This window comes from Roseixanthobacter pseudopolyaromaticivorans, assembly GCF_043195145.2.
Lineage (GTDB): Bacteria > Pseudomonadota > Alphaproteobacteria > Rhizobiales > Xanthobacteraceae > NCEH01.
This window is the reverse complement of record NZ_CM195539.1, coordinates 836,343-862,583: the sequence shown is the minus strand read 5'-3', so window position 1 is coordinate 862,583 and position 26,241 is coordinate 836,343. Positions and strand designations below refer to the sequence as shown.

Here is a 26,241-nt window from a genome sequence, read left to right as displayed (position 1 = left end):
GTTACGCCGATGATTTCAGGCATGACCAATTCGCCATATCACGACGCCGAGAAGCGGCTTCATGCCCTGACGGGGAAAACCGATCTCGCCAACATGCTCGGCAAGAGGGTGGTCAACGAGGTGACACAGGAGGCGGCGGCGCTGCTGCCGTCTCTGTCTTTTCTCGTCTGCTCTACGATCGACGCGGAAGGCTGGCCCTGGGCATCGCTGCTCTGCGGGGAGCCGGGTTTTATTGCATTCGACCAGCGCACACTGACCATCGCCCTGATGCCGAACGGCTCTGAGCGACTGGTAGGCAACCTGTCCCGTATCCCGGACATCGGGCTACTTGGTATCGACCTCGAACGACGTCGACGATATCGAATAAACGGCCGAGCGATTGTGCAAGAGGGTCTCCTGCATGTGGCGATCGAGCAATGCTACCGAAACTGCCCGCAATATATTAACGGCCGCGCGGGGCAGTATGTTCAGGGGTTGGCGGAAAAGGTTGTACGGTCCAAGACATTCGAGAAGCTTTGCGGCCGCGCCCGTGAGATCGTCGCTGCGACAGATACGTTCTTCATCGCCACGCATGGGTCCGGGTTCTCTGGCGGCGATCACCGGCTCGGCGCCGACGTGTCCCATCGGGGTGGCAATCCAGGGTTCGTCGCGGTTGACGCGGAAGGAGGGCAGATCTCAATTCCGGACTACACTGGAAACTATATGTTCAACACATTGGGAAACCTTACCGCGTATCCCAGTTGCGGACTGCTGTTTATAGATTTCTCATCTGGTGAGAGCGTCCAAATCGCGGGCTCTGCCAGTGTAGATTGGGACGTCCACAGGGCCTTGACGCTGCCCGGCGCCCAGAGGTTTCTCGATATCAAAGTGAGGCAGGTCACCCTAAACAGCGATGCCGTCCCGATGGCGTGGGGCGACGTTGATCCGGCCAGCGATCTACGGCGATTTCGCGTCAGCGGCGCGATAGGGTTTGAGACGGCACCGGACACGGGCCCCTACGAGCGGGTTGGCGGATTCCGGCGCGTTGTAGTCAGGGCCATCGTGGACGAATCCGACACGATGAAATCGTTCCACCTGAGGCCCGTAGACGGCGCGCTCGACCCGTTCGAGCCGGGTCAGCATATCCAGGTGAAAATTCGGAACCGGGAAATCGGCCGGGAAATTGTCAGAAGCTACAGCCTGTCGAACTTCCGGAATCGCCCCGATGAATACCGCATCTGCGTACGTCGGGCGGGACACGATATGACGTCGGGATCACACGTCCTCCACACCACAATTACCGAGGGCGCCGAGCTGCTGATTGCCCCCCCAGGGGGGAAGTTCGTCCTCGACCAAGCGCACGAGCGCCCCGTAGCAATGGTGAGCATAGGCGTGGGCATCACGCCAATGATGGCTATGCTGGAGGCTATCATCGCATCGCAGGCAGGAAGGGATGTCTGGTTCATCCACGGCGCCCGCAACAGCCGCGAGCACGCGTTCGGTTCCGAAGTCCGGCGCATCGCGGCCGGATTTGCGAACGTCCGCAGCCATTTCCGATACAGCGCGCCGTTGCCACTGGATGTAATGGGCCGCGACCACGACAGCGTGGGGCGGATCGATGCGGAAGCAATCTTGTCGATGATTCCCCAATCATCGGACATATATCTGTGCGGCACCTCGGATTTCATGAGGGACATCAGAGACGGACTCGTCGAGGGCGGCATTCCCGACGCGCGCATCTTTCATGAATCGTTCGGTTCGGCCGGTACCGCGGCGCGGGTAAATTTGGGCCACGCTGGTTCGAAGGTGAAATTTATCGGCGAAGCGCTGGAAGCGACTTGGACCGAGGAGGACTTCAGCATTCTGGAGTTGGCCGAACGCGGTGGTTTGTCCCCGGCCAATTCGTGCCGCAACGGCGAGTGCGGAATATGCGAGCACAAACTCATCTCCGGGGAAGTCCGCTATCCGCTTGAACTCGCCTACCTCCCAAGCGCCGGGCACGTCCTGATTTGCTGCGCTCAGCCGATCTCCGATGTTGTGGTTGACGCGATCGCGTAAGTTCATCTCGAGCTCACTCGAACATAGTTGCGGCAGCTCAGATTCCCATTCTTTAATAGACGAAATTGCTTCACGCGACCGGCTCCTGCGCCGATGCGCATATCAAGACAGCAGTCAAAACCCGCCAACTGCGCCGGGCTGACACTCCAAGCAACCATGATGCCGGCATCTGGAGCCGCCAAAGGCGCAATGCAATGTGGGCGGCGGCCTTTTCGCGCGGCTCGCTCAGCTAACTGCGGAGAATGGGAAATATGGAAATAGCTTTCAGTCGCGGGAGGACAAGCAAGAAAGGCAGATAATTTGGAGGGTTACGAGTAAAAACTCGGCAGACATCATTGGCTATTTTGGGTAATATATTTCATGTGACGGAATGGGAATAACAGGTGTGTAGACGCCACGAGAGTGACCCAGGTTTATCTGGAAAATACGCTAGATCAGTTCGCGAAGCATTCATTGGTTGCGATTTCAAGGATACGGGCGTGGAAGGCGTCAAAAGCCGCCATTCCGCATGCGGCCCCGGAGCCGTCTGTCAGCAAAGCGCCACTTTCGGACATTCAAACTTTGCCTGAAAGCGGACATTCGTTCATTGGTGTGGCTTGGAGCATCTCCTGGCAATCGAACTTGGTGAACGTCTTACGCGAAGATCCGCCAGCCGAATCGATGCATTCGCGAGCCTCTGCGTGCAAACGCCGGACACGGTAGAGCCGTCCGTGCTCAGTCAGAGAAATGCGACTGCGAAAGCCCATAATCCGTGGTGATGTGGTGCCGTGCCAGCGCATGGACGATGTCAGCGGCGGAGTGCAAGCGACGGATTTCGGGGGACGCATCGGCATCAGAAGGAGCGGCCGCGGAGGCATGCGCGGTCGCCACGCGACAGTTCTCGACCAAGTATTGTTCGACCGCCACGCCGCCTCTGTCGGCGTCGAAGCGCTGGATCGTTTCCATCGCAAGCGGCATCACCGCGGCGTCGAAGGCAGCCGCGATCCAGAGCTTGGTGGGGTTCGGAGCTCCGTTTCTCGACCGCTGCCTTTTCTCGAACACCTTGTAGAAGCTTAGGACAGCGAAGGTCACCAACCCCGCGTGACGTGCGTTCAAACCTTCCCGGTAATAAGCCAGTCGCTGGAGCAATTCGGTGTCGGTGGGGAGGGATCGAGCGAAGAGCCACGGTGAAGCGGTGTGGAACGCTCCGTTGGACCTTTGGATCGGGACAGGCACGGGATTACCCGACCAACCATCCTTCAAAACCGCGTGCCGATCATCGCACCAACTCATCAGGCTCAGAAAGCGATTGAGCAGCGTGCGTGCCTCTTTCGCGGAGATGCGCTCTTTCGTCAGATCGATGCTGATCGAGTGCGAGTTGTCCTTTGTCGGGGGGAACATCACGAAGCGATGCCCTCCGAATTCCGCACGGGTCGGTTCCTTCGGCCAGGTCACGTTGGTATCCACGGCCAGGTTCAAAAAGCACGATCCAGCACGCGCGCCCAGTTTGCGATTAAACTTGGCTCGCTCCTCTTCGCTCTCGTATTCGTGCCAATCAGTCTGCAGCGGAAGATCAAGATGGCGTGATAGAACAATCTCTCTCCGCAGTTCTCTGAAGAACTCCGGGGTCAGCATCAATTGCCGAGCGGATGAGCCATTCAGCCTCTCGTGATCGTAGCCTATATCGGCACCGTCTTGCAGCAGTGACACGGCCATGTACGACACATAGGAGGCGACCTTCCGCTCGCCATCTTCTTCGAAGACGCATCTGGCGCAGTACCGGTCGTCGCTACGCTTCCGAACGATAGCGATCGAGAGGTTTACCAACGATTTGCACGCATCGTCGCTGATTAAGATAGCCGCAACTGCTTCAAGCAAATTCGCCGAGCGAGCGACGGATACCGCGGGTCCGCCGACTGGGCGCAAGGCGCCCACTATGAGCGATACATGGCCGGCCCAGCTCACGAGCGTTGGAACGAAGCCGAGCACCGCGCTGGCGATTTGCTCGTCCGTGAGTCGCAGACCAGCATTCTCGCGACCGGCAGGCAAAAGACCGTATCCCCTCAGGCTCTCGAAGCGTTGCTCCGTTTCCTGGTAGGGACTCGGCGAAGCCAATGTCCGATGGAGGATGCTGCAAAGCTGGCGTGCGTACATTCTCTTCGATGCGTTAGGGATTACTCTGAGAATCGGTTCGACGATGGGTATCAGTTCAATGCATAAGATTATTTTAGGAGGTTCGAAACCCCGATAGCCGCCAAGTGTTTCGCGGGGAACTCTCGTCGCCAGCAGTCAAGAGGGTAACCAGATCAGCAGTTCCTACGACAGGAGACGGATATTGCAGCAGTCATCCTCGACCGCTTCCATCGTGTATCGCGAAGCTCTGCCAGACATCGACATTTCAGTTCATGACGACGCCCGGCTGGTGGTTGACGTCATTGCATCTTTGGCTGAGGTGGATACCTCACTCATCGTCGAGCGACACTATGAGCTGTTCGGCGAGAAGAACTGGTACATCGTGAATCTCCAGTCGTTACGACCGAGCCCACACGAGGAAAGTGGTGGACAACTGATAGCTAGACCCGACCGGCCGGGCCTCATCCAAGTCGAAATGCGTGCCGCGTTCTGGTGTCCCGACCCACCAACGCGTGAGGTTTATGTGACGGCCGCGAGCGAGCTCTTCGGGCCTTTCTTGCGGACATATAATCAGATGCACGCCCGCTCATATCGTCTGCGTGTGGCCCGGCCTCGCAAACTTGGCAGCCGTGTGTCGCCGAAGACGCGGGTGTTGATTGACCGGTTCGCCATCTTGGCGAATCAGACCTCATTGCATGCCTTGGACTGGGGTCGCTTCTATCGGATCGTTAAAGAAAGCCGCCGAGAGGCTCCGATGGAAGATGTTCGCGCCCTGCTCATCGAGCATGGATTCACTCGTAAGCGAGCGGACGAACTCGCGGAACTCTACGAGCACCTATGGGCCTACAAGAAAAGGTCTTGAGGGCAGGCCTCCCAACAAGTCGGATCAGACCGGATTATTGCGCCATATGGGGACGAGGGGCCGCTCCCCGATAAAACAAATTTGCCTTCGCGCGGGACGGGCATCAGCTAGATCGCGGATTCAATCTCTCGTTCTTGAAGGTCGAAGGAATCGAGCCTGCGACGATGCGGCTGAGATGTCTCCGAGAAGCACTTGAGCGGCCTCCCAAGTCGATCAGCCGATTAGCGAATTTTGGTATCTCCCGTGCTGGCATAGCCTCTATTAAGGTGTCACCCATTGTTCACCTCCCGCGGATCCCAGAAAGCTAACTTGATAGTTGCCTGCCCCCCTTGCAACTGGCAGTTTCGCTAGAGGTCGGCGCTCGGATGGCTTCGGGGGAAATTGCGGCATGTCACGACGAAAGGCGAAGTCTGGGTTCCTCGCTAACTACAAGCCGGATGATGCCTATCTGCTCAAGCCAGAACGCGCCCACGGCCGGGCGGGACTCCTTCGTGGGCAGACGCTCTTGTCCTCGCAGGATGTCTTGATCAAGGTTTGGCCTCGAGCCAAGGGAGAGGACGAACAGGATCTCCAGGTTATTTGGCGAAGCGAAATTCGCCAACTGCACCGGCTTGCGGCAGTGCCCGGCGCCGATGATCTCTTCGTCCATATGATTGGGAGCGGGCAGGACAACGCTGGCTTCTATCTGGTGCTCGACCCCGAACGTGGAAGCCCGTTGCAGGTCTTTCTAGCAGCACAGCGACCTCCGGACCTGTTGGCTCAAGCTCGCCAGCCACGCGCCAAACGTCTGCTCTGGGGCAACATCCTTCGACTCGTGCAAGGTCTTGAACTTCTCCACTCGCAGGGAAGCATTCACCGCAACGTTGATCCGTGGTCAGTCGTCACCGCATTCAGCGATGAACCTGATTTTCGGTTGACAGGATTTGAGTGGTCGATGCGCATAGCTGCGATCGATTCTAAAGACGCAAGCAAAATCAAAGCCCCGCGTCCTGAGAGCTCTTTCTCGTTCGCTCGTGATTGGCGCGATCTTGCGCATCTTTCTGCAATCATCCTTGATGTGCCAATCGCGTCTCTATCGGACATGAGCACAATCCCATCCCGTGTTGCAGAACATGTATCGGCTGCCGAGGTTCGGTTGCTGCGGACGATGCTGGGCATCGATCGGGTCGAACGGTTGGACGGCGAGTATATTGGCGCGCGCATTGCCGAGATCGTCGACAGCGTGGCCGCGGAGGCCGCAGGCAAAGAGGCAGCACTCTGCATCGCCGCCCGGCTAGGCACGGGTAATGGACTTTCGGAAGCGATCCGTAAGGCGTCGGGGAACGAGATTGAGGTCGCCGACGAGGTTCAACAAATCCGATTTATGCGCGACGATCTGGGCGATGAGGTCCAGTTGCTCGCGTTAAAAGACCATCAAGTTGCAGCGACGCGTTACGCACTCCTGGGACAGCGCCTCACATACCGGTTAGCACCATACCGACGCCCTGGATCTCCTGACGCCGCTACCTGGGAGTTTGCGTATGCCGACCGGGCCGACACGGAAGCTCCGAGCCGGGCTCAAGTTGTCGGCAAGACGACCTTCGCCGCGTCCATGCTTGAAATCTTGCGCAATGGGGACGCCACTCAGTCCTTTCCACGCCGCCGTGGTCGGGTCCAACATTGGGAGGAATATCTTCGACGCACAGGGAGCCGGCTGGCTCGTAAGAGCGATACCGACCTAATTCACGAAGCCTTCTCCCTGTTGTTGCTGGTGGAGATGGGGTTTGCGGCGGCAGACGTTTTTCCAGTCCAGATCATGTCGACTCGAGCCGGAGAAAGCACAGATCAGAAATTCATTCACCTGATGTCGCGACATGACCCTGATAGGGCAAAATTGGCTCAACATCTTAGTTTAGAGGCACCAGCAATCCGTCTAAAGAAGTTGCTTGGGTCCGAAGCGTTCAGAGAAGAGGGTGCATGGGTACTCTCGGAGACTGGCTCCTTAGGTGAACGATCTCCAACGAACACCAATTGGCGTTTCGTCGATTACGAAGACGTTAATGACGTTGAGTGCATGAAGTTCGAGGGAGTCACACTTCCGCAGCAGCGATCGTTCGGGTTTCTCGTTCCAGCCGACATGATCGGTCGGATCGCACAGTTCAAGCGCCGCCTCAAAGCTCTTGCCGCCTTGAAGGAGCACGGGGAACTGCTTCGTATGCTTGTCGACCCGCGGCTCAAGCTCGAGGACAGTCAAGATCCACTCGATGAGGGCGACGCAACCTTCCAGAATTTTGACTCGTCTAAACAAGCGGCCCTTCGGGAGATCTTGGCGACCATCCCGCTATTTCTTCTGCAAGGTCCTCCAGGAGTTGGCAAGACCTACCTAGTGGGCGACCTGGTGCGCCGCCGGTTCGAGGATGATCCAATCGCTCGGATGCTGCTGTCGGCGCAGAGCAATTCGGCCATCGACCATCTTATGAAGGAAGTGCTGGGCATTTTTGCCGGGTTCGATGAGGACGCGCGTCCATTAATGGTGAGGGCGCGCCCCGCCGACGATGATGATTCTTCCGGCGAGCTAGAAATCGATGTGCAAGCGGATAAACGGCTACATGACCTGTCGGAGAGTCCGCTGGTGAGCGCCGCTTCCGAGCCGATTGCACAAAAGATCTCGGCACTCGCCGAAGCACGTCGTACTCAGGTCGGCCGACAGCGCACCAGGGGAGCTGGCTCGAGGCGTGTTTCCGCAGAGCTGCGCGCCTTCGAAGGCATGATTCTAAGAGCAGCCAATCTCGTCTTCGCGACCACCAATTCGGCAGCGGTGGATCGACTTATCGAAGAGCAATCCCTTTTTGATTGGACAATTATCGAAGAAGCTGGAAAGGCGACCGGGGGCGAGCTGCTATCACCCCTGTTGCTATCACATCGTCGGCTGATGATCGGCGACCATAAACAGCTCCCGCCTTTCGATGTCGACGCTATTTCACGGCTACTTTCATCAACCGAGAGCGTTCGGGAGGCGGTTGGACTCGTCGACGACTTTGTGTCTCGATACCTTAAGGATCCACGGATCGACGAGACCCTCGAGGAAATTGCCGCATCCGGGGAAGACTTCGGACGCACCTGCTCCGAAGCCCTCTCTCTACTGACCTTGTTCGAGACTTACGTCGAGCGCGAGTTGGGGCGCCAAAAGAAGCGCGACCAGGGCATGCGCATAGCGCGGCGATTGAATGAGCAATACCGGATGCACCCCGCAATCGCTCGAATTGTCTCAAGATGTTTCTACGATGGGGAACTCCGCACAAACGCAAAGCAGGAAACCAAATTCCTAAGCGAGGCAGGGCCGGTGCGTTCGATCAATGCTTCGATCTTGCCGGACGCGCCTATCGTTTTCGTCGACATGCCTTTTGGCAGAGCGGAAGCACCGGGCGGACGAAGTGGCGAGCGCGCGCCACCATGGTGGAACCCAGATGAGTGTACTGCGGTCATTCGGATCCTAGAGCTAATAGGAACCAGAGAAGGGACGCGGCCATCTCTGGCGGTTTTGTCACCATACTGGCAACAGGTCCGGCGGATGGAGAGATCGATCTCCCAGCATCGAAACGGCAAGCTGGCTGGTCTGAGTCATTTCAACCCAGCCATAGATGGTCAGACTTTCAGCGGCACAGTTGACTCATTTCAGGGCGGCGAGGCCGACGCCGTCGTGGTGTCGCTCGTGCGGAACAATCACCATGCCAGCCCGTCGCGGGCGCTTGGCTTCTTGCGCGACAACCGACGGATGAATGTGCTCCTCAGCCGCGCCAAATGGCGACTCGTTGTGGTTGGCAGTCTATCGTTCTACCGACACGTTGTAGAGAGTGCCGCGAAACTTCCAGATCAAGACGTTGGATTTCTGTCGCAGTTCCTGACATGCCTTGAGGAAGAGCAGGAACAAAAAAATGCGGTGATTGTCCCTTGGGCGACACTGAGGGGAGTGGGATCGTGAGCACCGTTCAGGTCGTATTCCAGGTCCTAAAGGGAACCCGGCGCTTTATCATCGAGAAAGGTCGTAGATGGAGTGTGATCGAGCACTTGCTGCTTGACGCTGTGTCGCGCGGGCCCGCCACGGCGGCGGAGCTGGCTGTGGCGTCACGTCTTCCCCGCCGAGTGATTATCGAGGCGTTTATCCGATTGATGCGTGCGGGATGGGTAGAAGTGCTCGTCACGTCAAGAGGGGCCGCATTCCAGATTACCTCAGTCGGCGCATCCAGAGTCCACCAGGACCAATTGCCTGCGGCAACCGTGACCGAGCCACGTTGGCGTAGCTTCGCGATCGAGCCAATTACAGGGAGCGTGTTTCGGGGCCGCGAGCTGGAGCTCGCCCACAGGAACCGAATCCCTAGCGGGACTCCGGAGCAGCCCATTGTTCATATCAATGCCGCTTCCGAACCTTCGGTGGGCGATCTCAGCGAGGTATTCAGCGCAATTGAAGCTGAGGACGAACTTATAATTGGCGTTGACCGAGGCGCGGAGAAGCTTGTCGATCGTTACGCCATCGTGACTGTGCGCGACGGAGTGATCGAAGGTCTCCCAGGACGGGCATCGCCAGTGCTTCGCTTGTTGATTGGAAAAGCCGCGGAGGCTGCCGAAAATGAAGCGACAAAGGGGACAGCCAAGGCTATCGTCGATGGAGCCTCGGTCTTGGCTTCAGCGTCTTCCCAGGAGATCGATCTCCCGCAGCTACAGGACGCAACCTTCGATGCCGCGGATGTGGTCATAGATGGTCCAGAACATGCTCGAGCGTTTGAGCGGATGGTCACAGGCGCCACGGAACGCTTGATAATCCACTCAACGTTCCTGAGTGAGGAGCGGGCGCAGGCCATTTTTCCCCAGTTGATCAAGGCTGCCGAGCGCGGCGTAAAAGTCGATATCCTGTGGGGTCAAGACGACATTGGGACTGCCACGCGTTCGTCGCAGATTGTCGCGGCCAAACTGCAGGCGCAGGCAACTAATGCAGGCTGGGAAGGCTCGATACGGGTTCATCCGTTCTCGACGAACTCGCATGCGAAGTTAGTTGTGGCTGATACATCAAAGGGCGGTTGGAACGCGCTTATTGGATCTTGCAATTGGCTTGCGTCCGACTTTACGAGCTTTGAGGCCTCGATGCGCCTTCGGGACCCCATTCTCGTGGGAAGCCTCATTCGCAAGCTGGGAGGGCTTGCCCAGGGTCGCCCCGGCGTTTGGAACGATCTGGCTGTTGAACTTTCGGTGTTAGGACGGCGTGTAATGGAGGGGCCATCGGTTGGAGGCCGCAAGGTTCCCACGCGCCTGATTTATGGTTCAGAACACGCCCGATTGGTGCTGGAGGCGCGCGACAGAGCACGCGAGCGGCTGTTCGTTTTAAGCCATCGAATTGGACTTGCCGCGCATCCTGTTGCGCTGCTGCCGGCGCTCGCCGCTGTCGAGGAGAACGGAATAGCAGCGTCGTTTTACTACGGCCGGACGACCGGTCCATTGTCTGGAGCTGCAAGCGCTGACCTTATCCGCGAATTCGCCAATAAGGGCCTTAGCATAAGGCCGATTCATCGGCCTCGGCTACATGCGAAGGTCTTGGGCTGGGATGGAAATGCGCTGGCGATTAGCAGCCTCAATTGGCTCTCTGCAGATCCATCGGAGGCTGCACCCTATCGCGAGATAGGGGTATTGGTGGACGCTCCAAAAATTGCAGAGAATTTTCTGATGCGCTTCGAGAACACGCAGATTGCCTAGCGTTGAACACCTGGGCATGTGCTTGTTGTCTCAGGAGCAAGCCCCGGCCCGAAAGCGGACATGTTGAGTGTTCGCTAAGGGTCAGATCGAGACGGTACGGCAGTCGAGCCGAGCGTCCGCTGTCGCCCTGTGGACGACGCAAGCCGCTAGTCCGCTTCCGGCCCGAGGCTGTGTGAAAACCCCTGATGATGCTATGATCTGGCAGTGCTTCGGGGTGCCATATGGGACGTTTCGTTGAAGCTGCTGACCGCCGCCAAGCAAGCTTTTTGCCGACGTGCCTGGAAGACTATGTGGATGCTGACAACCCGGTCCGCATCATTGACGCCTTCGTCGATGAACTCGATCTGGCCGAACTCGGCTTTGCTCGCGTGCAGCCGGCATCGACCGGCAGACCCGGTTATGCCCCGGGCACCATGCTCAAGCTTTATGTCTATGGCTATCTGCACCAGCTGACCTCGAGCCGGAAGCTGGAGCGCGAGGCGCGCCGCAACATCGAACTGATGTGGCTGACCGGCAAGCTGGCACCCGACTTCAAGACGATCGCGGACTTCCGCCATGACAATGCCAGCGCGATCCAGATCGCGTGCCAGCGCTTCGTCGCCATCTGTCGTGCCCTTGGCTTGGTCGGTGGTGGCATGGTCGCGATCGACGGATCACGCCTGCGCGCAGTGAACACGCACGAGAAGAACTACACCAAGGGCAAGCTGGCGCGCCGTAAGGCCCATGTCGAGGAGAGCATCGCGCGCTATCTCGCCGAGCTTGAGGAGACCGACAGGGCGGAGACCGGCCCGGCCACTTCCAGGATTCATCACCTGACCGAGCGACTGGCGTCGCTGCGTGGTCGGCTTCGCGAACTCGAGGAGATTGGCCAGCAACTGCAAGCCGCTCCCGATGAGCAGGTGTCGCTCACCGATCCCGATGCCCGTGCCATGGCGACCGGGAGCGACCATCGCGGGGTAGTCGGCTACAACGTCCAGGCGGCCGTCGATACCCGACACCACATCGTCGTCGCCAATGCGGTGACCAACCGCGGTCATGACCGCTCGCATCTGCTGGAGATGGCCACAGCGGCCCAGGCCGAGACCGGCGCTGCCGAAATGATCGCCCTGGCAGATCGTGGATACTATGAGGGCGAGCAAATCCGCGCTTGCGCCGAAGCTGGCATCATCCCGATAGTGCCCAAGCCAAATACCTCACCGGCTCAGGCGCGCGGCTTCTGGGGCAAGGCTAGGTTCGTGCATGAGCCGCAGACCGACACCTATCGCTGCCCCGCCGGTCAACAGCTGCAGAAACGCTTTGCCCGGGTGGAGGGCGGCAAGCTCATCAGCGTCTACTTCAACCAGAAGGCCTGCAGCGCCTGCCCGTCGCGTCCCCTGTGCACAGCCGGCAAGGAGAAGCGCATCCGCCGATGGGAGCATGAGGCCGTGCTTGATGAGATGGAGCGCAGGCTTCAAGCGATGCCCGAAGCCATGGCGGTTCGCCGCTGTACCGTCGAGCACGTCTTCGGCACCATCAAGGGCTGGATGGGTGCGACCCACTTCCGAACGCGCGGCCTCAAGCACGTCGCCACCGAAGCCAGCTTGGCGATACTGGCTTACAACATGAAGCGTGCCATTGCCGTGGCCGGCGTGGCCCCAACACTCAAGGCGATAGCCGGGTGACCGGAGCCGACGCGCACCATGGAAAAGGCAGCTTGACCGATCAGCCGCGCAGAGTTCTCACACAGCCTCGGCCCCAATCCCATCTCGCGCGCTCGTCCCGCCACCATGAAGCGGAAGGTCCATTTCTTGGCCCCCGACGCGGAGACGACAAGCTGGAGTCCGTCCCCATCCCCGAATTTTCCCGCACCGGCCTTCCGAACCTTCAGGTCTGTCAGTTGCCCCATATAATCCCCTCGCCCACAATACAGCCCACAAATCGGCCCACAAAATTGAGTTGGATTGTAGCGAATAGACACGGACGAACAAGGACGACGGCTCTAAAATCTCGTTTATTTTCAAATGTATTCCCGACACCGGCGGCCAGATATGAACCTTAGTTTGGTGCCCTCAACCGGCACCATTTCCTGGAAAGAATATCTTTGCCGGAGCAAGTCCAGGAACCTCTCCGGCTTCCGGGCATGCGGTAGAAATGCCGACGCCGCTTACGCCCTGAGCGATCAAGACTCGACACGCGGGCGAGATCAGAGCCGGGTCCGTGCGGCGTCCACCACCGCCTCGACGGTGATGCCGAAATGGCGGAATAACGCATCGCCCGGCCCAGAGGCGCCGAAGCCGCTCATTCCCACGAAGCCGCCATCCAGGCCAATCCAGCGCTCCCAGCCGAATTGCACCGCCGCTTCCACGCCGACGCGCACCGTGCCGGGACCGAGCACCTTGGCCCGATAGGCGAGGTCCTGCCCGGCGAAGATTTCCCAGCATGGCATGGAGACGACGGCGGTCGGCACACCCTCCGCCTGCAGAATATCGCGTGCCGCGAGCGCAAGCGCGACCTCCGAACCGGTGGCGAGCAGCGTCACCCGGCGCGCGCCGCCCTCGCCCTCCGCCAGCACATAGGCGCCCCGCGCCGAGCGGTTCTCGCCGGCATCGCGGCGCAGCGGCGGCAAGGCTTGGCGGGAGCAGATCATGGACGACGGACCGTGCCGGCGGGCCAGCGCGAGCTGCCAGCATTCAACGGTTTCCACGGCGTCGGCGGGGCGAAACACCGCCATGTTGGGGATGGCGCGGAGGGAGGCGAGGAATTCCACCGGCTGGTGGGTCGGCCCGTTCTTGCCGATGCCGATGCTGTCATGGCTGTAGATGGTGATGACCGGCAGCTCCATCAGCGCCGCCATGCGCAGCGGCGGGCGCATATAGTCGGAGAAGACGAGATAGGTGGCGCCCAGCGGCACGACGCCGCCATGGGCCACCATGCCATTCATCATGGCGCCCATGGCGTGTTCGCGGATGCCGTAGTGCAGATAGCGCCCAGCCGGGTTGCGCGCCGTGAAGGCGGCAAGGCCGCGCTTGCAATTGGTGGGGCCTTCGAGGTCCGGTGCACCGGGCAGGAGCTCGGGGATCAAGCTGGCGAGGAGATCGACGATGTCGGCCGTGGACTGGTTGGACGATTGGACCGGCGCCTCGGCTGCAAGCTTCGCGGCATGGCCTGCGAGCGCCTCGGCCCAGCCCTCCGGAAGCGCGCCGCACATCAGGCGCTCGAACAGGCGACGCCTCTCCTGCGGCAGGGCGGCGACGCGCGCCTGCCAGCCCTCGTAGGCCGAGCGGTTGCGCAGCGCGACCCCCGCATGCCAGGCCGCAGCCACATCCTGCGGCACCTCGAACGGGCCGTGGGTCCAGCCCGCGGCGGTGCGGGCCGCGGCGACGTCATCGGGGAACACCCGCCCGCCATGGGCGCCGCGCTGGCCTTCAAGGCGCGGCAGGCCTTTGCCGATGGTGGTCGAACAGGCGATGAGCGTCGGGCGCGGATCACCGCCGGCGAGATGCAAGGCGGCGGAAACCGCCTCGACATCGTGGCCGTCCGCGTCGATCACCTGCCAGCCCGCGACACGGAAGCGCGCGCGCACGTCCTCGGAGAGGGCGAAGTCGATGACGCCGTCGTCGGTCATGCGATTGTCGTCCCACAGGAAGCACAGCTTCCGCAGGCCGAGATGACCGGCGAGCGAGATCACCTCGTGGGCGACCCCCTCCATGAGGCAGCCGTCGCCGACCAGCGCATAGGTGCGATGGTCCACGACATCCGCGCCGAAGGTGGCGGAAAGCCAGGCTTCCGCCACCGCCATGCCCACGGCGTTCGCGATGCCCTGCCCCAACGGGCCCGTGGTGACCTCGACGCCGAGTTCCGGTGCCCGCTCGGGATGGCCGTGGGTCGAGCTGCCAAGCTCGCGGAAGCGGCGAACCTCCTCGATGGGCATGCCGGCGTAGCCCGAAAGATGGAGCGCGGCATAGAGGAGCATGGACCCATGGCCGTTCGAGAGCACGAAGCGGTCGCGATCCGGCCAGGTGGGGTCCGCCGGATTGCACTTGAGGTGGCGGGTGAAGAGCGCGGTGGCGACCTCCGCCCCGCCGAGGGGCGCGCCCGGATGCCCGTCCTCGGCCTTGGCGATGGCGTCGAGGGCGAGAAAGCGGATGGCGTCGGCCATTCGGCGCGCGGAGGTGCCGGCTTCGGCGAAGCCGGAGGACGGAATCAGGGACATGGGCGCACGACCTTGCATGGCACCGAGGCCACGCCCCGGCGGTTCAGTGAAGGGACCTCAGGACAGGAAGCCGATGGAAATCCAAGGCACCGCCGCGACCAGGGCGAGGCCTAAAAGCAGCGCGACCATGTAGCCCCACAGCGGCTTGATGCCCTCGGTGGGATTGACCTGGCCGATGGCGCAGGCGGCGTAATAGCCAACCCCGAACGGGGGCACGAACAAGCCGACGCCCATCGCCAGGATGATGACCATGGCGTAGTGCACCTCGTGGATGCCGAGGTTCTTGGCGATGGGGAAGACGAGCGGGGCGAACAGCACCACCGCGGGGATTCCTTCCAGCACGCTGCCGAGCACCACGAAGGTGATGATGGACACCAGCAGGAATACCGGCGCGCCGCCCGGCAGGCTCCCCATGGCGGCGGCAAGATCGCGCGAAAAGCCGGATTGGGTGAGACACCAGGCCACCGCCGTCGCGGCAGCGATGATGAACAGGATCGCCCCGGAGAGGGCTGCCGTATCCACCAGCATCCGCAACATGCGGCCCCAGTTGAACTCGCGATAGATCAGCAGGCCCACCAGAACCGAATAGGCGATGCCGAGGGTGGAGACCTCCGTGGCGGTGGCGACACCTTCCACCACCGCGGTGCGGATGATGAAGGGGAGCGCGAGCGCCGGCAGCGCCAGCACGAACGCCCGCAGGATTTCTCCTCGCGTGGCGCGCCGCACGCCGGAGAGATCCTCGTGGCGATAGCGCCGCCAGACCAGCGTGCACAGGGCAAGGCCGCAGACCAGGGCCGGCAGCAGCCCGCCGATGAACAGGGAGGCGATGGAAACGCTGGTGACCGAGCCGATGGTGATCAGGACGAGGCTCGGCGGGATCGTCTCGGTCTGCGCGCCGGTGGCGGCGAGCAGGGCCACGAGGTCGCCGGGCTTGGCGCCGCGCTTCTTCATCTCCGGGAACAGGGCCGGCGCGACCGCGGCCATATCGGCCGTCTTGGACCCGGAAATGCCCGAGACGAGATACATGGCGGCGACCAGCACATAGGACAGGCCGCCCCGCACGTGCCCCAGCAGGGTCGCGAGGAAATTCACCATGGCCCGCGCCATGCCGGTCAGTTCCATCAGCATGCCGAGCAGCACGAACAGCGGCACGGCCAGCAGAAGCAGATGCGACATGCCCTCGTCCAGCCGGCCGGCGATCACGGTCAGGGGGCGGCCGGTGCCGAGCGCGACATAGCTCAGCGCCGCGAGCCCGAACACGAAGGCGATGGGAATGCCGCTGAGCACGCCCATGGCCACGAACACAACGAAGAAGAGAACAAGGTTCCAATTGCCGAGGGAGAGGATCAGCGGCCGCGCGGCAAGGGCCACGCCCACCAGCACCGCCGCCAGAGCCACCGCCACCGCGAAATCGCGCAGAGTGCCGAGCCGCGCGACTCGCATCAGCCCGAAGAACAGGATCAGCGCGAGCCCGATGGGAAGCCCCGCCGCCCGCCAGGCGACGGGGACTTCCAGGGCCGGCGTGACGACGGCCATCTCGTCCACCGCATATTCGATTGCATGGGGCAGCAGCACCACCACCAGCACGAGGCAGGCGACCAGCGCGACGATTTCGAGCCGCGAGCGCGTCCTGGCGGGCGATGCGTCGGCCAGGGCGCCCATGCGCATGTGCTGGCCACGGTGGAAGGCCAGCACCGCTCCGAACATGGAGAGCCAGAGGAACAGCATGGAAGCGAGTTCATCCGACCAGACCAGCGGCTCGTTCCACACGTAGCGCGACAGCACGCCGGCAAAGAGCACGAGGACCTCGGCAAGCACCAGGGCGCCCGCGATCCATTCGACGACGCGCACCACCCCCGCCTCCAGCAGAACCAGAGGGGCGGGAAGCACGCCGCCGGTGGCGGTGGAGTGAGGTGATGCGGCCATTCCCGCGCCTCAGATCAGCTTGCCGGAGGAAGCCTCAAGCAGTCCCCAGGCTTCCTCGCCGAAGCGTCCCTTCCACTCCGTGTAGAATGTGGAATCCTGCAGCTTCTTGCGGAACAGCGAGGTATCGACGGTGATGAATTCGAGCCCCTTGGCCGTCAACGCGGACTGAAGCTCGCCATTCAGCTTCTCGACATCCGCACGCTGCTTGAGAGCCGCGGCATTGACGGTCTTCGTGATGATGTCGCGGGTCGCGGCGGGCATGGCCTCGAAGTTCTTGCGGTTGGCGAGAAACCAGAAGCCGTCCCACATATGGTTGGTGAGGGAGAGATACTTCTGCACTTCATACATCTTGGCGAAGTAGATCCCCGCGAGCGGGTTCTCGAGGCCGTCCGCAACGCGGGTCTGCAGCGCGGAATAAGTCTCGCCCCACGGGATGGAGGTGGGGGATGCGCCCAGCGATTTGAAGAGCGACGTCCAGAGCGGAGAAGGCGGGACGCGGATTTTGAAGCCGCTCAGGTCGTCGGGGGTGCGGATTGGCCGGGACAGCGAGGTGGTCTGGCGGAAGCCGTTGTCCCACATGGTGTCGAACGCGATCAGATTGGCCTTCGCGAACGCCTTCACGATATGCTGGCCAAGCGGCCCGTCCACCGCCTTCCAGACCTGCGGATAGTCGGAAAAGGCGAACCCGACGCCGGTGATGGAGGCGACCGGTACAAGGGTCGCCACGATCAGGCCGGTCTGCGCGAAGAAATCGAGGGCACCCGAGCGAAGCTGGCTCAGCATGTCCGCATCGGTGCCGAGCTGGCTCGCGGGAAACACCTGGATCTCGACCCGCCCGTCGGTGAGCTTCTCGATTTCCTTGCTGGCCTCGGTCATGCGCGTGTTCAGCGGATGATCGACCGGCATGATGTTGGCGAACTTGAGCCGGAACTCGGGGGCAGCCGAAACGATGGCGGGCATCGCCAGGCTCGCGCCGAGCGCGGCCGAGCCGGCAAGCAGGGTACGGCGGGTCATGATTGGCATGGTGTTCCTCCCGGTGTTTTTGTTGATCGCGGCTTCTTCTTCTACTTCGCGGCGATCTTCGCGAAGAATTTGCGGAGCTGGTCGGCGATGAAGTCCGGCGCCTCCTCGGCCACCCAATGGCCGCAGTCGGGGATCAGCCCGCCGGTGACGTCCTCGGCCAGGCGGCTCAGCGATTCATAGGTTTCCATGCCCCGGCCGAAGCTGCTGTCGCCGCCGAGGGCGAGCACGGGCATCTTCAGCTTGCCGTTGCGGGCGACGATCTCGGCATTGTCGCGCGCGTCCTGGGGGAAGGCGCGGTAATAGGCCAGCAGGGCGCGGAACCCGCCCAGCCGGCTGTAGGTGCGGTGATATTCGGCTCGGTCCTCGGGCGGGATCACGTTCGGCCGCCGGCCGTAATTGTCGAACAGCCAGTCGATGACCATGTGCTCGCGGCCGGCGCACAACGCCTCCGGCAGGTCGAGCGTGCGGAAGAAGGGATGGTGCCAGCGGCGGCCGCCCTGGGACATTTCGGCGCCGTCTCCCGGGATCGCGACATCAAGGATCGCCAGCCCGCGCACCGCCTCGGGATGCTGGGCGGCGAGCGCGAAGGCGACGGGGCCGCCCCAATCGTGGCCCACCAGGAAGAACCGGTCGAGGCCCAGCTTGCCATGGACCAGTTCCCAGATGTCGGCCGCAACCGTGCGCTTGTCGTACCCCTTCGCCGGGCGGGAGGAATCGCCGAGCCCGCGCAGGTCCGGCGCGACGATGGAATAGCGATCTGCAAGCTGCGGGATGACCCGCAGCCATTCGTGCGCGCTCTGCGGAACTCCGTGCAGGAGAACCACGGGATCGCCCTGGCCGGCGGTGAGGTAGTGCAGCGTAACCTCGGAGAGGTCGGCGAAATGGTGCTGGATGTCGATTGTCATTGCCAATTCCTTGCGATGCGGCGTTCAGGCTCCGCGCAGGCGCCGGTAGGCTTCGATCACCTGGCTGTCGTCCTGCGCGCCCTTGCCCTGGCCGGAAACGGCGAGAAACATCTGGTGCGCCGCTGCCGCCAGCGGCAATGCGGCCCGCGCGTCGCTGCCCGCGGCGAGGACGATGCCGAGGTCCTTGACGAAGATGTCCACCGCGCTGGTCACGATGGGGTCCTGCTCCAGCATGCGGGGGCCACGGTCCCGCAGCATCCAGCTCGACGCCGCCGAGGCGGAAACGATGTCGAGCGCGACCGCAGGCGCGACCCCGGCCTTCTCCGCCAGGGAAATGGCCTCCGCCGCCGCGGCGAGATGCACGCCGCACAGGAGCTGGTTGATGGTCTTGGCCATCGCCCCCTGCCCCGCCGTCTCGCCCACATGGATGAGCTTGCCGCCCATGGCTTCCAGCAGCGGGCGCAGGCGCTCGAAGGTCGCCAGCGGGGCCGCCGCCATGATGGAGAGCGTCCCTGCGGCGGCGCCAACGACGCCGCCGGAAACCGGCGCATCGAGGAAAGCGCGGCCTGTGGCTTCCACCCGCTCGGCGATGCGGGCGACCGCCTGCGGCGGGCAGGTCGCCATGAGGACCACCGTTGCATCTGGCGGCAAGGCGTCGAGCGCCCCGCCGACGAACAGCACATCCTCGGCCTGGGACGCGTTGATGACCATCAGCACCAGCACGTCGGCATCGCGCGCCGCGTCGGCGGCACTGTGGGCCGCCGTGCCGCCGGCCGCGACGAGGGTTTCCACCGGCTCCGGCCGGCGGTCGTAGGCGCGCACCGGAAAACCGGCCTTCAGAAGATTGGACGCCATCGGCAGCCCCATGGCGCCGAGCCCGACGAAACCGACCCGGATCATGCGACAGCTCCCGTCTGAGCGTGATTGGTCTTGCCGCTGACCCATGCCGCGATGCGCCTTGCCACCGCCTCGGTGGAAATGCCGTATCGGTCATGGAGGGTAGGCAGGGCTCCCGCATCCAGGAACGCGTCCGGCAGGCCGATCTGGCGGAAGGCCGGGGTCACGCCGGCGCGCAGCAGCACGCCCGCCACCGCCTCGCCCAGCCCGCCGATGGTCGAATGGTTCTCCGCCACGACCAGCAGGCGGCCCGGCTTGCGTGCGGCCTCCAGGATCGCCGCCTCGTCGAGCGGCTTGATGGTGGGCACATGCAGCACGCCGACATCGATGCGGTCGGTGCGAAGGAGCTTGGCCGCCTCCAGCGCCCGCATGGTCATGAAGCCGGTGGACACCACAAGGACGTCGGCGCCGTCCTGCAGCAGCTTGGCCTTGCCCAGCTCGAAGCGGTAGCCGTACTCATCCAGCACCAGGGGCACGTTGCCGCGCGGCAACCGCATGTAGACCGGCCCGCGATGCGCCGCGACGGCAGGCACCATCTGCTCGATCTCGTGCGCGTCGCAGGGATCGACGATGGTGAGGTTCGGCATGCCGCGGAAGATCGCGATGTCCTCCGTCGCCTGGTGGCTCGGCCCGTAGCCCGTGGAGAGCCCTGGCAGCGCGCAGGCGATCTTCACGTCGAGATCCTCCTCGGCGATGGCCATACAGATGAAGTCATAGGCCCGGCGCGAGGCGAACACCGCATAGGTGGTCGCGAACGGCATGAAGCCCTCGCGCGCGAAGCCCGCCGCGCTCGCCATCAGCAGCTGCTCGGCCATGCCCATCTGGTAGAAGCGGTCCGGATGCGCCTGGGCGAAGATGTGCAGGTCGGTGTATTTGCCGAGATCCGCCGTGAGGCCGAGGATTTCCGGCCGGGTCTGAGCCAGCGCTGCGAGCGCGTGGCCGAACGGGGCCGGCTTGGTGCGCTGGCCTTCCGAGGCGAGCGAGGCGATCATGGCCGAGGTGGTCAGCCGCTCTCCGGCCGATGCCGGGCGCACCGGCTTCAGATACTTGTCGCGCTTCATGACGTCCTCCCCGCTTCGAGGGCCACGAAGGCCTGGGTCCATTCCTCGGGTTCCACCCGCAGGAAGTGATTGCGCTCGCGCGCTTCGAGAAAGGGCACGCCCTTCGCCATCTTGGTGTCGCAGATCACCAGGCGCGGCTTCTTGATGTCGGTGTGGCGCGCCGTGTCGAACGCCGCCACGAGCGCGGCGATGTCGTTGCCATCGACACGCTGGACGTGCCAGCCGAACGCTTCGAACTTGGGGACCAGCGGCTCGAAATTGAGCACGCCGCGCGAAGGCCCGTCGGCCTGCATGTTGTTGACGTCGACGATGCCGATGAGGTTGTCGAGCGCATAGCTGCCGGCGGACATGGCCGCCTCCCATGTCGACCCCTCGTCCAGCTCTCCGTCGGAAAAAAGCGTGTAGACGAAGGACGCGGATTTCTTGTGCTTGAGGGCGAGGGCCATGCCGATGGCGATGGGCAGCCCGTGCCCAAGGGACCCGCCGGTAATCTCCATGCCCGGCGTATAGGCCGCCATGCCCGACATGGGCAGGCGGCTGTCGTCCGTGCCGTAGGTGTCAAGCTCGTCCTCGGGCAGGATTCCGGCCTCGATCAGCGCCGCATAGAGCGCGATGGCGTAATGGCCGATGGAGAGCAGGAAGCGGTCGCGCTCGTCCCATTCCGGCTGGTCCGGCCGGTAGTCCATGGCGTGGAAATAGGCGACCGCGAGAACGTCCGCGATGCCGAGCGCCTGGGCGATATAGCCCTGGCCTTGCACCTCGCCCATGCGCAGGGCGTTGCGGCGGATGCGGTAAGCGCGCTCCGCGATCGGTATGTTGTGCCCAAGCTGGTTCATGAAGGATCTCGTTCAGGAAAGCGGAAGCGGCCGCTCGACGGGGAGCGGACGCGGCTGCGCGATCAGGGCGCGTCAGTGCGATCGGAGCGGATGGTGGCGAAGCATGTGGTCCTCCCGGCACGCCCTGCTTGAGCAGGGTCGCTGCGCGGCCCTTCGGCCTGCGCTGATCGTTAGGGAAGAACGTGCGGGCTTTGCCGGTCGCCTTCAAACGAATTATAAGGCCATATGTCTGAAAATAATTCAGGTGAAAGATGCGGAAACTGCCGGCGCTGAAAGGGGTACGCGCTTTCGAGGCGGCGGCGCGCCTGGGTTCGATCCAGCAGGCCGCCGATGAATTGCGGGTGACCCCTTCGGCGGTGAGCCACCAGATCCGCTTCCTGGAGGACGAGATCGGGGCGCGCCTGTTTCACCGCGCGCACCGCTCCGTCATTCTCACCGATGTCGGGCGCCGCTATGCCGAGGAACTCGGCCAGGCGCTCTCCCAGATCGAGGCGGCGACCCGCAATGTCGGCCGCGAAGAGCACAGCGATATCCTGTCGATCCACGTGGTTCCGAGCCTCGCCGCCCAATGGCTGATGCCGCGGATTTCACGCTTCAGCGAGGTCAGCGCCGAGATCGACGTGCGTCTGCACGCTTCCAACAATCCCATCGACCTCGCATCCGGGACCATCGATCTCGCCATCCAGTACGGCACCGCTTTGCAGCAGAGCGGCACCGTGGTGGAGCCGTTTCCGCTCGAGACCATTGTCGCGCTGTGCTCTCCCCGCCTGCTGGAGGGCCCGCATGCGCTGCGGGCGCCGGCCGACCTCAGCCACCACCCGCTGATCCACTCGGAAGTCAATCTCTTCGGCTGGCGCGAATGGCTGCGCCGCCATCCGGGGGTGGCGCTGAACCTCGATCGCGGGCCGCGCTTTGACCGCTCCTTCATGTCCATCAGCGCCGCCGTGGACGGGCGCGGCGTCTGCCTGGAGAGCCGTCTTCTGGTGGAGCGCGAACTCAAGAGTGGAAGCCTGGTCGCCCCGTTCGGTTTCGAAGGGCCGCGCATGACCTGCCACTGCATGCTTTATCTGAAATCGAGGGCGAAGCTGCCGAAGATCGTCCAGTTCCGACAATGGCTGTTCGACGCGCTCGCCGCCTCCGAAAGATAGGCGGGCATAAGGCACAGAAGAGGACCGGTGCGCCCGGGCGCGTCGCAGATCGTATGCGCTGCGATTTTCAGCAGGACGCGTGCCGCGCGCCGTCCTCCTCTGCCATCACCGTGCGTTCCGCTTGCTGGGGATCACGACGGCCCGGCGCTCCCGCATCTGCAGAACGCGCAGCATGTTCTGCAGCGAGCGCTGCACATGAAAGCGCGCCGCTTCTCCGCTTCGCTCGGGGTCACGGCTGCAGATGGCTTCCACGATCTGCCGGTGCTCGCTGAACCGGTCAATCCAGTGATCCATCCAGCTCACTTCCAGCCAGATCGCCAGTTGCAGCCGCTCATAGACCTGTTTTACCGCATCCAGCAGCGCCTGATTGCCGGTGGATTCGGCGATGATGACGTGAATGCGCAACCCGAGATCGATTTCGGTCGCGATCTCTTCTTCCTTGTTCGCCACGCTTTCGAGCTTGGCCAGGCATTCGCGCAAACGGGCGAGATCCTCCTCCGAGGCCACCTCGGCGGCGACGCGGGCGGCGTGAACGTCCAAAGCCTCGCGCAGCCCCACCAGATCGCGAATGGCAGCAGAATCGAGGCTGATAACGACGTAGCCGCCCTGGGTGCGCTTGGTGACGAGCTTCTCCTGCGCCAGCCGGGACAGGGCATGGCGCAGCGGCGTCCGGCTGACGCCGAGGCGCTGGGCCATCTCGGCCTCGGCGAGCCGCTCTCCGGGGCGCAACTCGCCCATGAGGATCATCGCCTTCAGGTCCTCGTAGGTCTGCTCGCCCAGTGTGGGCGTCGGATCAGCATCGAAGGATTCGCCGCTTTCGGTCGCGTCATCCGCCATCGTGTCGATTGTCCCTTCCATCGTCCGTTCGTGGGCCGCAGGGCGCCGTACCGCGGGCCCAGGCATATAGAGGCCCCTCTCGTATCCCGTGCTGGATACAAGAAATGCGCCGGTTCTGGAAGACGGCCAAAAATGCTTCGCTCAGCCAAGGGCGGGCTGAATGCCCCTGGCTGCGCGCGCAGATGGATCGGCCGGAAGGACGACTTCAAAGCATGCTGGATCCTAAGCCTTGATCACGAACGGATCCTGGATCTCTTCGCTCAATTCGCACCATACGCTCTTGGTCTGCAGATACTGCTGGATCGCCCCAATGCCGTTCTGGTGGCCGAGGCCGCTGTCCTTGTGACCGCCGAAGGGGGAGTTGAAGGCCATCGCGCGGTAGGTGTTGATCCATACCGTGCCCGCCTGCAGGCGCCGCGCCATGAGGTGCGCCCGCCGCAAGTCCCGCGTCCACACGCCCGAAGCAAGTCCGAACGGGGTATCGTTCGCCGCCTGGAGCACCTCGGCTTCGTCGTCGAACGGGATGACGGCCAGCACCGGCCCGAACACCTCCTGGCGCACCAGGCAATTGGATGCGTCCACATTGTGCAGGATGGTGGGCGAGAAGAAATAGCCGTCGGGAAATTCCGCCACGCTGGCGCGGGCGCCGCCGAACAGGATCTCCGCCCCGTCCGCCACCGCCTGCCGCACCATGCTCTCGTCCTTGGCGAGCTGGGTGGATGTGGCGACCGGGCCCATCTGGGTCTCGGCCTTCATCGGGTCGCCGAGCACGATGCCGCTGGCCCGCCCCACCAGCCGCTCCACGAAGCGGTCGTAGATGGGTCGCTGGATATAGGCGCGCGAACCGGCCACGCAGGTCTGTCCGGCGGCAGCGAAGATGCCCGCGAGGACCCCGGCTTCCGCCCGGTCCAGGTCGGCATCCGCGAACACGATGTTCGGGCTCTTTCCGCCCAGTTCGAGAATGGAGCTCACCAGCCGCTTGCCGGCCGCAGATGCGATGGCCCGCCCGCCGGCATCGCCGCCGGTGAAATTGATCTTGGCCACCTTCGGGTGATCCACCAGCGCTTCGCCGGTTCCCCGCAGCCCCGTGACCACATTGACGACGCCCGGCGGAATGCCGGCTTCCACCGCGAGCCGCGCCAGCTCGATCGCCGATGCCGACGTCACCTCGGACGGCTTGATCACCACGGTATTGCCCGCCGCAAGTGCGGGTGCGAGCGCCATGATGGTCAGGAAGGTGGGCGAGTTCCACGGCACGATGACCGCCACCACGCCGAGCGGCTCGCGCAGCGTGTAGTTGAAGACGCTGGTGCGATCGAGCGGAATGACCGTGCCTTCGACTTTGTCGGCGAGGCCGCCGAAATAATAGAGCCAGTCCTGGACGATCGTGGCCTGCGTGCGCATCTCGCTGTAGAGCTTGCCGTTCTGGGCCGTCTCCATGGCGGCGATGCGCTCGGCATGCTCGGCGATCCTGTCGCCCCACTTCATCAGCAGGCGCCCACGCCGGGTGGGCGAGAGCGCACCCCACGGCCCTGAGAATGCGGCGGAGGCGGCGTTCACCGCCGCATCCACGTCGTGCGCGGAGGAATCCGCGAACGTGCCCCAGGGCTTTCCGGTCGTCGGGTTGAAGGAGACGAAGGTGCGGCCGTCCGCCGACTGCGCATCCTTGCCCGCGATGAAATTGCCGTAGGTGTTCCGCGCGTCGGGCACGAGAGGGGCGTTCATGTCTGATACTCCAGAGCGAGGGTGTTCGACGGCCGCCGGTTCAGGCGACCGCTGCGGCGCAGCCGCGTTGCGCGACGCGCCAGACCGAACTGTCGAGCGGCTGGCCCCGCCAGTCCTCCAGCATCCGGTCGGCCGTCATGAGGGCTGAGATGTCGATGCCGGTTGCGATGTCCATTTCCGAGAGCATGGAGACCACATCCTCCGTCGCCACGTTGCCGGTGGCGCCCGGCGCATAGGGACAGCCGCCGAGGCCGCCCGCAGCGGTATCAAAACGGGTGATGCCGGCCTCCAGCCCCGCCAGGATGTTGGCCAGCGCGCAGCCGCGCGTGTTGTGGAGATGAAGCTCGAAAACCACGTCGGGAAAGCGCTCGATCAATTGGCGCGAGAGGTCGTAGACCTGCAGCGGATTGGCGACGCCGATCGTGTCGCAAAGACCGATGCGGTCGCACCCGCCCTCCACCAGCCGTTCGACGATGGCATGGATGCGCGCCGGGTCGACCTTGCCCTCGAACGGGCAGCCGAACACGGTGGAGAGCGAAATGCGACGGCGCAGCCCCTGCGTCGCCGCATGGGCGTGCAATTCCAGCGTTTCCACCAGCGAAGCCTCGGTGGAGCGGTTGAGATTGCGCTGGTTGTGGCCATCGGTGGCGGAGAAGACGAAGGTGACGCCGCCGATGCCTGCCTGCTGCGCGCGCTCCAGCCCGCGCCGGTTCGGCACCAACGCGAAGCTCTCAACGTTCAGATGGCGGGTCGCCGCCACCACTTCCTGGGCATCCGCCAGATTGGGAATCCAACGCGGATGAGTGAAGGAGGTGACCTCGATTTCCCGGATGCCGGAGGCCGCCAATTGCTCGATCAGCCGCACCTTTTCGGCGGTGGGCATGAAGCGGGCTTCGTTCTGCAAGCCGTCGCGCGGGCCGACTTCGGTGATCTGCACCATTGAGGGGAGCTTCATC

Annotated in this window: 18 protein-coding genes; 6 read left to right on the top strand and 12 right to left on the bottom strand. The window is 63.1% G+C overall.

The window, feature by feature from the left end; genetic code table 11:
* Window positions 1-21 precede the first annotated feature (21 nt).
* Window positions 22-2,037 carry a pyridoxamine 5'-phosphate oxidase family protein gene (locus tag V5F68_RS04010; RefSeq protein ID WP_394016114.1) on the top strand — a complete coding sequence of 672 codons (2,016 nt, stop codon included), beginning with the start codon at window positions 22-24 and terminating at the stop codon, window positions 2,035-2,037.
* Between the two features lie 714 nt (window positions 2,038-2,751).
* On the opposite strand, the gene mauJ is transcribed toward V5F68_RS04010, so the two are convergent.
* On the bottom strand, window positions 2,752-4,170 hold the full coding sequence (mauJ, locus tag V5F68_RS04005) for a methylamine utilization protein MauJ (protein WP_394016113.1): 1,419 nt from the start codon (window positions 4,168-4,170) through the stop codon (window positions 2,752-2,754).
* 181 nt (window positions 4,171-4,351) lie between these two features.
* On the opposite strand from mauJ, the gene V5F68_RS04000 reads away from it, so the two are divergent.
* The 4 genes from V5F68_RS04000 (at window position 4,352) to V5F68_RS03985 (ending at window position 12,396) form a co-directional block, all read left to right on the top strand.
* Window positions 4,352-5,011 carry a hypothetical protein gene (locus V5F68_RS04000; protein ID WP_394016112.1) on the top strand — a complete coding sequence of 220 codons (660 nt, stop codon included), beginning with the start codon at window positions 4,352-4,354 and terminating at the stop codon, window positions 5,009-5,011.
* A gap of 388 nt (window positions 5,012-5,399) precedes the next feature.
* Entirely contained in the window at window positions 5,400-8,972 is a 3,573-nt protein-coding gene (locus tag V5F68_RS03995) for an AAA domain-containing protein (protein WP_394016111.1), read from the top strand.
* A complete protein-coding gene (locus V5F68_RS03990) occupies window positions 8,969-10,735 on the top strand; it encodes a phospholipase D-like domain-containing protein (RefSeq protein ID WP_394016110.1) in 1,767 nt (588 codons plus the stop codon). The genes V5F68_RS03995 and V5F68_RS03990 overlap by 4 nt, the downstream gene beginning before the upstream one ends.
* A gap of 221 nt (window positions 10,736-10,956) precedes the next feature.
* Complete coding sequence (locus V5F68_RS03985; protein WP_394016432.1) at window positions 10,957-12,396, top strand: IS1182 family transposase; 1,440 nt, start codon at window positions 10,957-10,959, stop codon at window positions 12,394-12,396.
* Here V5F68_RS03985 and V5F68_RS03980 read toward each other — a convergent pair.
* The 8 genes from V5F68_RS03980 to V5F68_RS03945 all read right to left on the bottom strand — a co-directional run bounded on the left by V5F68_RS03980 (window position 12,330) and on the right by V5F68_RS03945 (window position 21,575).
* Window positions 12,330-12,620 (bottom strand): integrase arm-type DNA-binding domain-containing protein, encoded by a 291-nt coding sequence (locus V5F68_RS03980; RefSeq protein WP_509274661.1) that lies wholly within the window; start codon window positions 12,618-12,620, stop codon window positions 12,330-12,332. The two genes, V5F68_RS03985 and V5F68_RS03980, sit on opposite strands and share 67 nt — an antisense overlap.
* Window positions 12,621-12,917: 297 nt before the next feature.
* Entirely contained in the window at window positions 12,918-14,927 is a 2,010-nt protein-coding gene (gene tkt / locus V5F68_RS03975) for a transketolase (protein WP_394016228.1), read from the bottom strand.
* Window positions 14,928-14,984: 57 nt separating this feature from the next.
* Window positions 14,985-16,853, bottom strand: coding sequence for a TRAP transporter large permease (locus V5F68_RS03970; protein ID WP_394016229.1), 1,869 nt, complete (start codon window positions 16,851-16,853; stop codon window positions 14,985-14,987).
* Window positions 16,854-16,862: 9 nt separating this feature from the next.
* Window positions 16,863-17,876, bottom strand: coding sequence for a TRAP transporter substrate-binding protein (locus V5F68_RS03965; RefSeq protein WP_394016230.1), 1,014 nt, complete (start codon window positions 17,874-17,876; stop codon window positions 16,863-16,865).
* A 41-nt stretch (window positions 17,877-17,917) separates the two neighbouring features.
* Window positions 17,918-18,781: an alpha/beta fold hydrolase gene (locus tag V5F68_RS03960; RefSeq protein ID WP_394016231.1), complete on the bottom strand. Its 864-nt coding sequence runs from the start codon at window positions 18,779-18,781 to the stop codon at window positions 17,918-17,920.
* 24 nt (window positions 18,782-18,805) lie between these two features.
* Window positions 18,806-19,726 (bottom strand): NAD(P)-dependent oxidoreductase, encoded by a 921-nt coding sequence (locus tag V5F68_RS03955; protein ID WP_394016232.1) that lies wholly within the window; start codon window positions 19,724-19,726, stop codon window positions 18,806-18,808.
* Window positions 19,678-20,739, bottom strand: coding sequence for a transketolase family protein (locus tag V5F68_RS03950; RefSeq protein WP_394016233.1), 1,062 nt, complete (start codon window positions 20,737-20,739; stop codon window positions 19,678-19,680). Before V5F68_RS03950 ends, V5F68_RS03955 begins: the two co-directional genes overlap by 49 nt.
* Window positions 20,736-21,575, bottom strand: coding sequence for a transketolase (locus V5F68_RS03945; protein WP_394016234.1), 840 nt, complete (start codon window positions 21,573-21,575; stop codon window positions 20,736-20,738). Before V5F68_RS03945 ends, V5F68_RS03950 begins: the two co-directional genes overlap by 4 nt.
* 251 nt (window positions 21,576-21,826) lie before the next feature.
* On the opposite strand from V5F68_RS03945, the gene gcvA reads away from it, so the two are divergent.
* Window positions 21,827-22,723: a transcriptional regulator GcvA gene (gene gcvA, locus V5F68_RS03940; protein WP_394016235.1), complete on the top strand. Its 897-nt coding sequence runs from the start codon at window positions 21,827-21,829 to the stop codon at window positions 22,721-22,723.
* 105 nt (window positions 22,724-22,828) lie between these two features.
* Here gcvA and V5F68_RS03935 read toward each other — a convergent pair whose 3' ends face one another.
* The 3 genes from V5F68_RS03935 to V5F68_RS03925 all read right to left on the bottom strand — a co-directional run bounded on the left by V5F68_RS03935 (window position 22,829) and on the right by V5F68_RS03925 (window position 26,240).
* Entirely contained in the window at window positions 22,829-23,581 is a 753-nt protein-coding gene (locus V5F68_RS03935) for a GntR family transcriptional regulator (protein WP_394104128.1), read from the bottom strand.
* A gap of 201 nt (window positions 23,582-23,782) precedes the next feature.
* On the bottom strand, window positions 23,783-25,285 hold the full coding sequence (locus V5F68_RS03930) for an aldehyde dehydrogenase (RefSeq protein ID WP_394016237.1): 1,503 nt from the start codon (window positions 25,283-25,285) through the stop codon (window positions 23,783-23,785).
* 40 nt (window positions 25,286-25,325) lie between these two features.
* Window positions 25,326-26,240 (bottom strand): hydroxymethylglutaryl-CoA lyase, encoded by a 915-nt coding sequence (locus V5F68_RS03925; protein ID WP_394016238.1) that lies wholly within the window; start codon window positions 26,238-26,240, stop codon window positions 25,326-25,328.
* Between the last annotated feature and the right edge of the window lies 1 nt (window position 26,241).

What these genes read in the sequence shown, in the direction of transcription:
- V5F68_RS04010 (WP_394016114.1), top strand. Translation starts at nt 22, where the DNA reads ATGACCAATTCGCCATATCACGACGCCGAGAAGCGGCTTCATGCCCTG.
- mauJ (WP_394016113.1), bottom strand. Translation starts at nt 4,170, where the DNA reads ATGTACGCACGCCAGCTTTGCAGCATCCTCCATCGGACATTGGCTTCG.
- V5F68_RS03995 (WP_394016111.1), top strand. Translation starts at nt 5,400, where the DNA reads ATGTCACGACGAAAGGCGAAGTCTGGGTTCCTCGCTAACTACAAGCCG.
- V5F68_RS03985 (WP_394016432.1), top strand. Translation starts at nt 10,957, where the DNA reads ATGGGACGTTTCGTTGAAGCTGCTGACCGCCGCCAAGCAAGCTTTTTG.
- V5F68_RS03980 (WP_509274661.1), bottom strand. Translation starts at nt 12,620, where the DNA reads ATGGGGCAACTGACAGACCTGAAGGTTCGGAAGGCCGGTGCGGGAAAA.
- tkt (WP_394016228.1), bottom strand. Translation starts at nt 14,927, where the DNA reads ATGTCCCTGATTCCGTCCTCCGGCTTCGCCGAAGCCGGCACCTCCGCG.
- V5F68_RS03970 (WP_394016229.1), bottom strand. Translation starts at nt 16,853, where the DNA reads ATGGCCGCATCACCTCACTCCACCGCCACCGGCGGCGTGCTTCCCGCC.
- V5F68_RS03965 (WP_394016230.1), bottom strand. Translation starts at nt 17,876, where the DNA reads ATGCCAATCATGACCCGCCGTACCCTGCTTGCCGGCTCGGCCGCGCTC.
- V5F68_RS03960 (WP_394016231.1), bottom strand. Translation starts at nt 18,781, where the DNA reads ATGACAATCGACATCCAGCACCATTTCGCCGACCTCTCCGAGGTTACG.
- V5F68_RS03955 (WP_394016232.1), bottom strand. Translation starts at nt 19,726, where the DNA reads ATGGGTCAGCGGCAAGACCAATCACGCTCAGACGGGAGCTGTCGCATG.
- V5F68_RS03950 (WP_394016233.1), bottom strand. Translation starts at nt 20,739, where the DNA reads ATGAAGCGCGACAAGTATCTGAAGCCGGTGCGCCCGGCATCGGCCGGA.
- V5F68_RS03945 (WP_394016234.1), bottom strand. Translation starts at nt 21,575, where the DNA reads ATGAACCAGCTTGGGCACAACATACCGATCGCGGAGCGCGCTTACCGC.
- gcvA (WP_394016235.1), top strand. Translation starts at nt 21,827, where the DNA reads ATGCGGAAACTGCCGGCGCTGAAAGGGGTACGCGCTTTCGAGGCGGCG.
- V5F68_RS03935 (WP_394104128.1), bottom strand. Translation starts at nt 23,581, where the DNA reads ATGGAAGGGACAATCGACACGATGGCGGATGACGCGACCGAAAGCGGC.
- V5F68_RS03930 (WP_394016237.1), bottom strand. Translation starts at nt 25,285, where the DNA reads ATGAACGCCCCTCTCGTGCCCGACGCGCGGAACACCTACGGCAATTTC.
- V5F68_RS03925 (WP_394016238.1), bottom strand. Translation starts at nt 26,240, where the DNA reads ATGAAGCTCCCCTCAATGGTGCAGATCACCGAAGTCGGCCCGCGCGAC.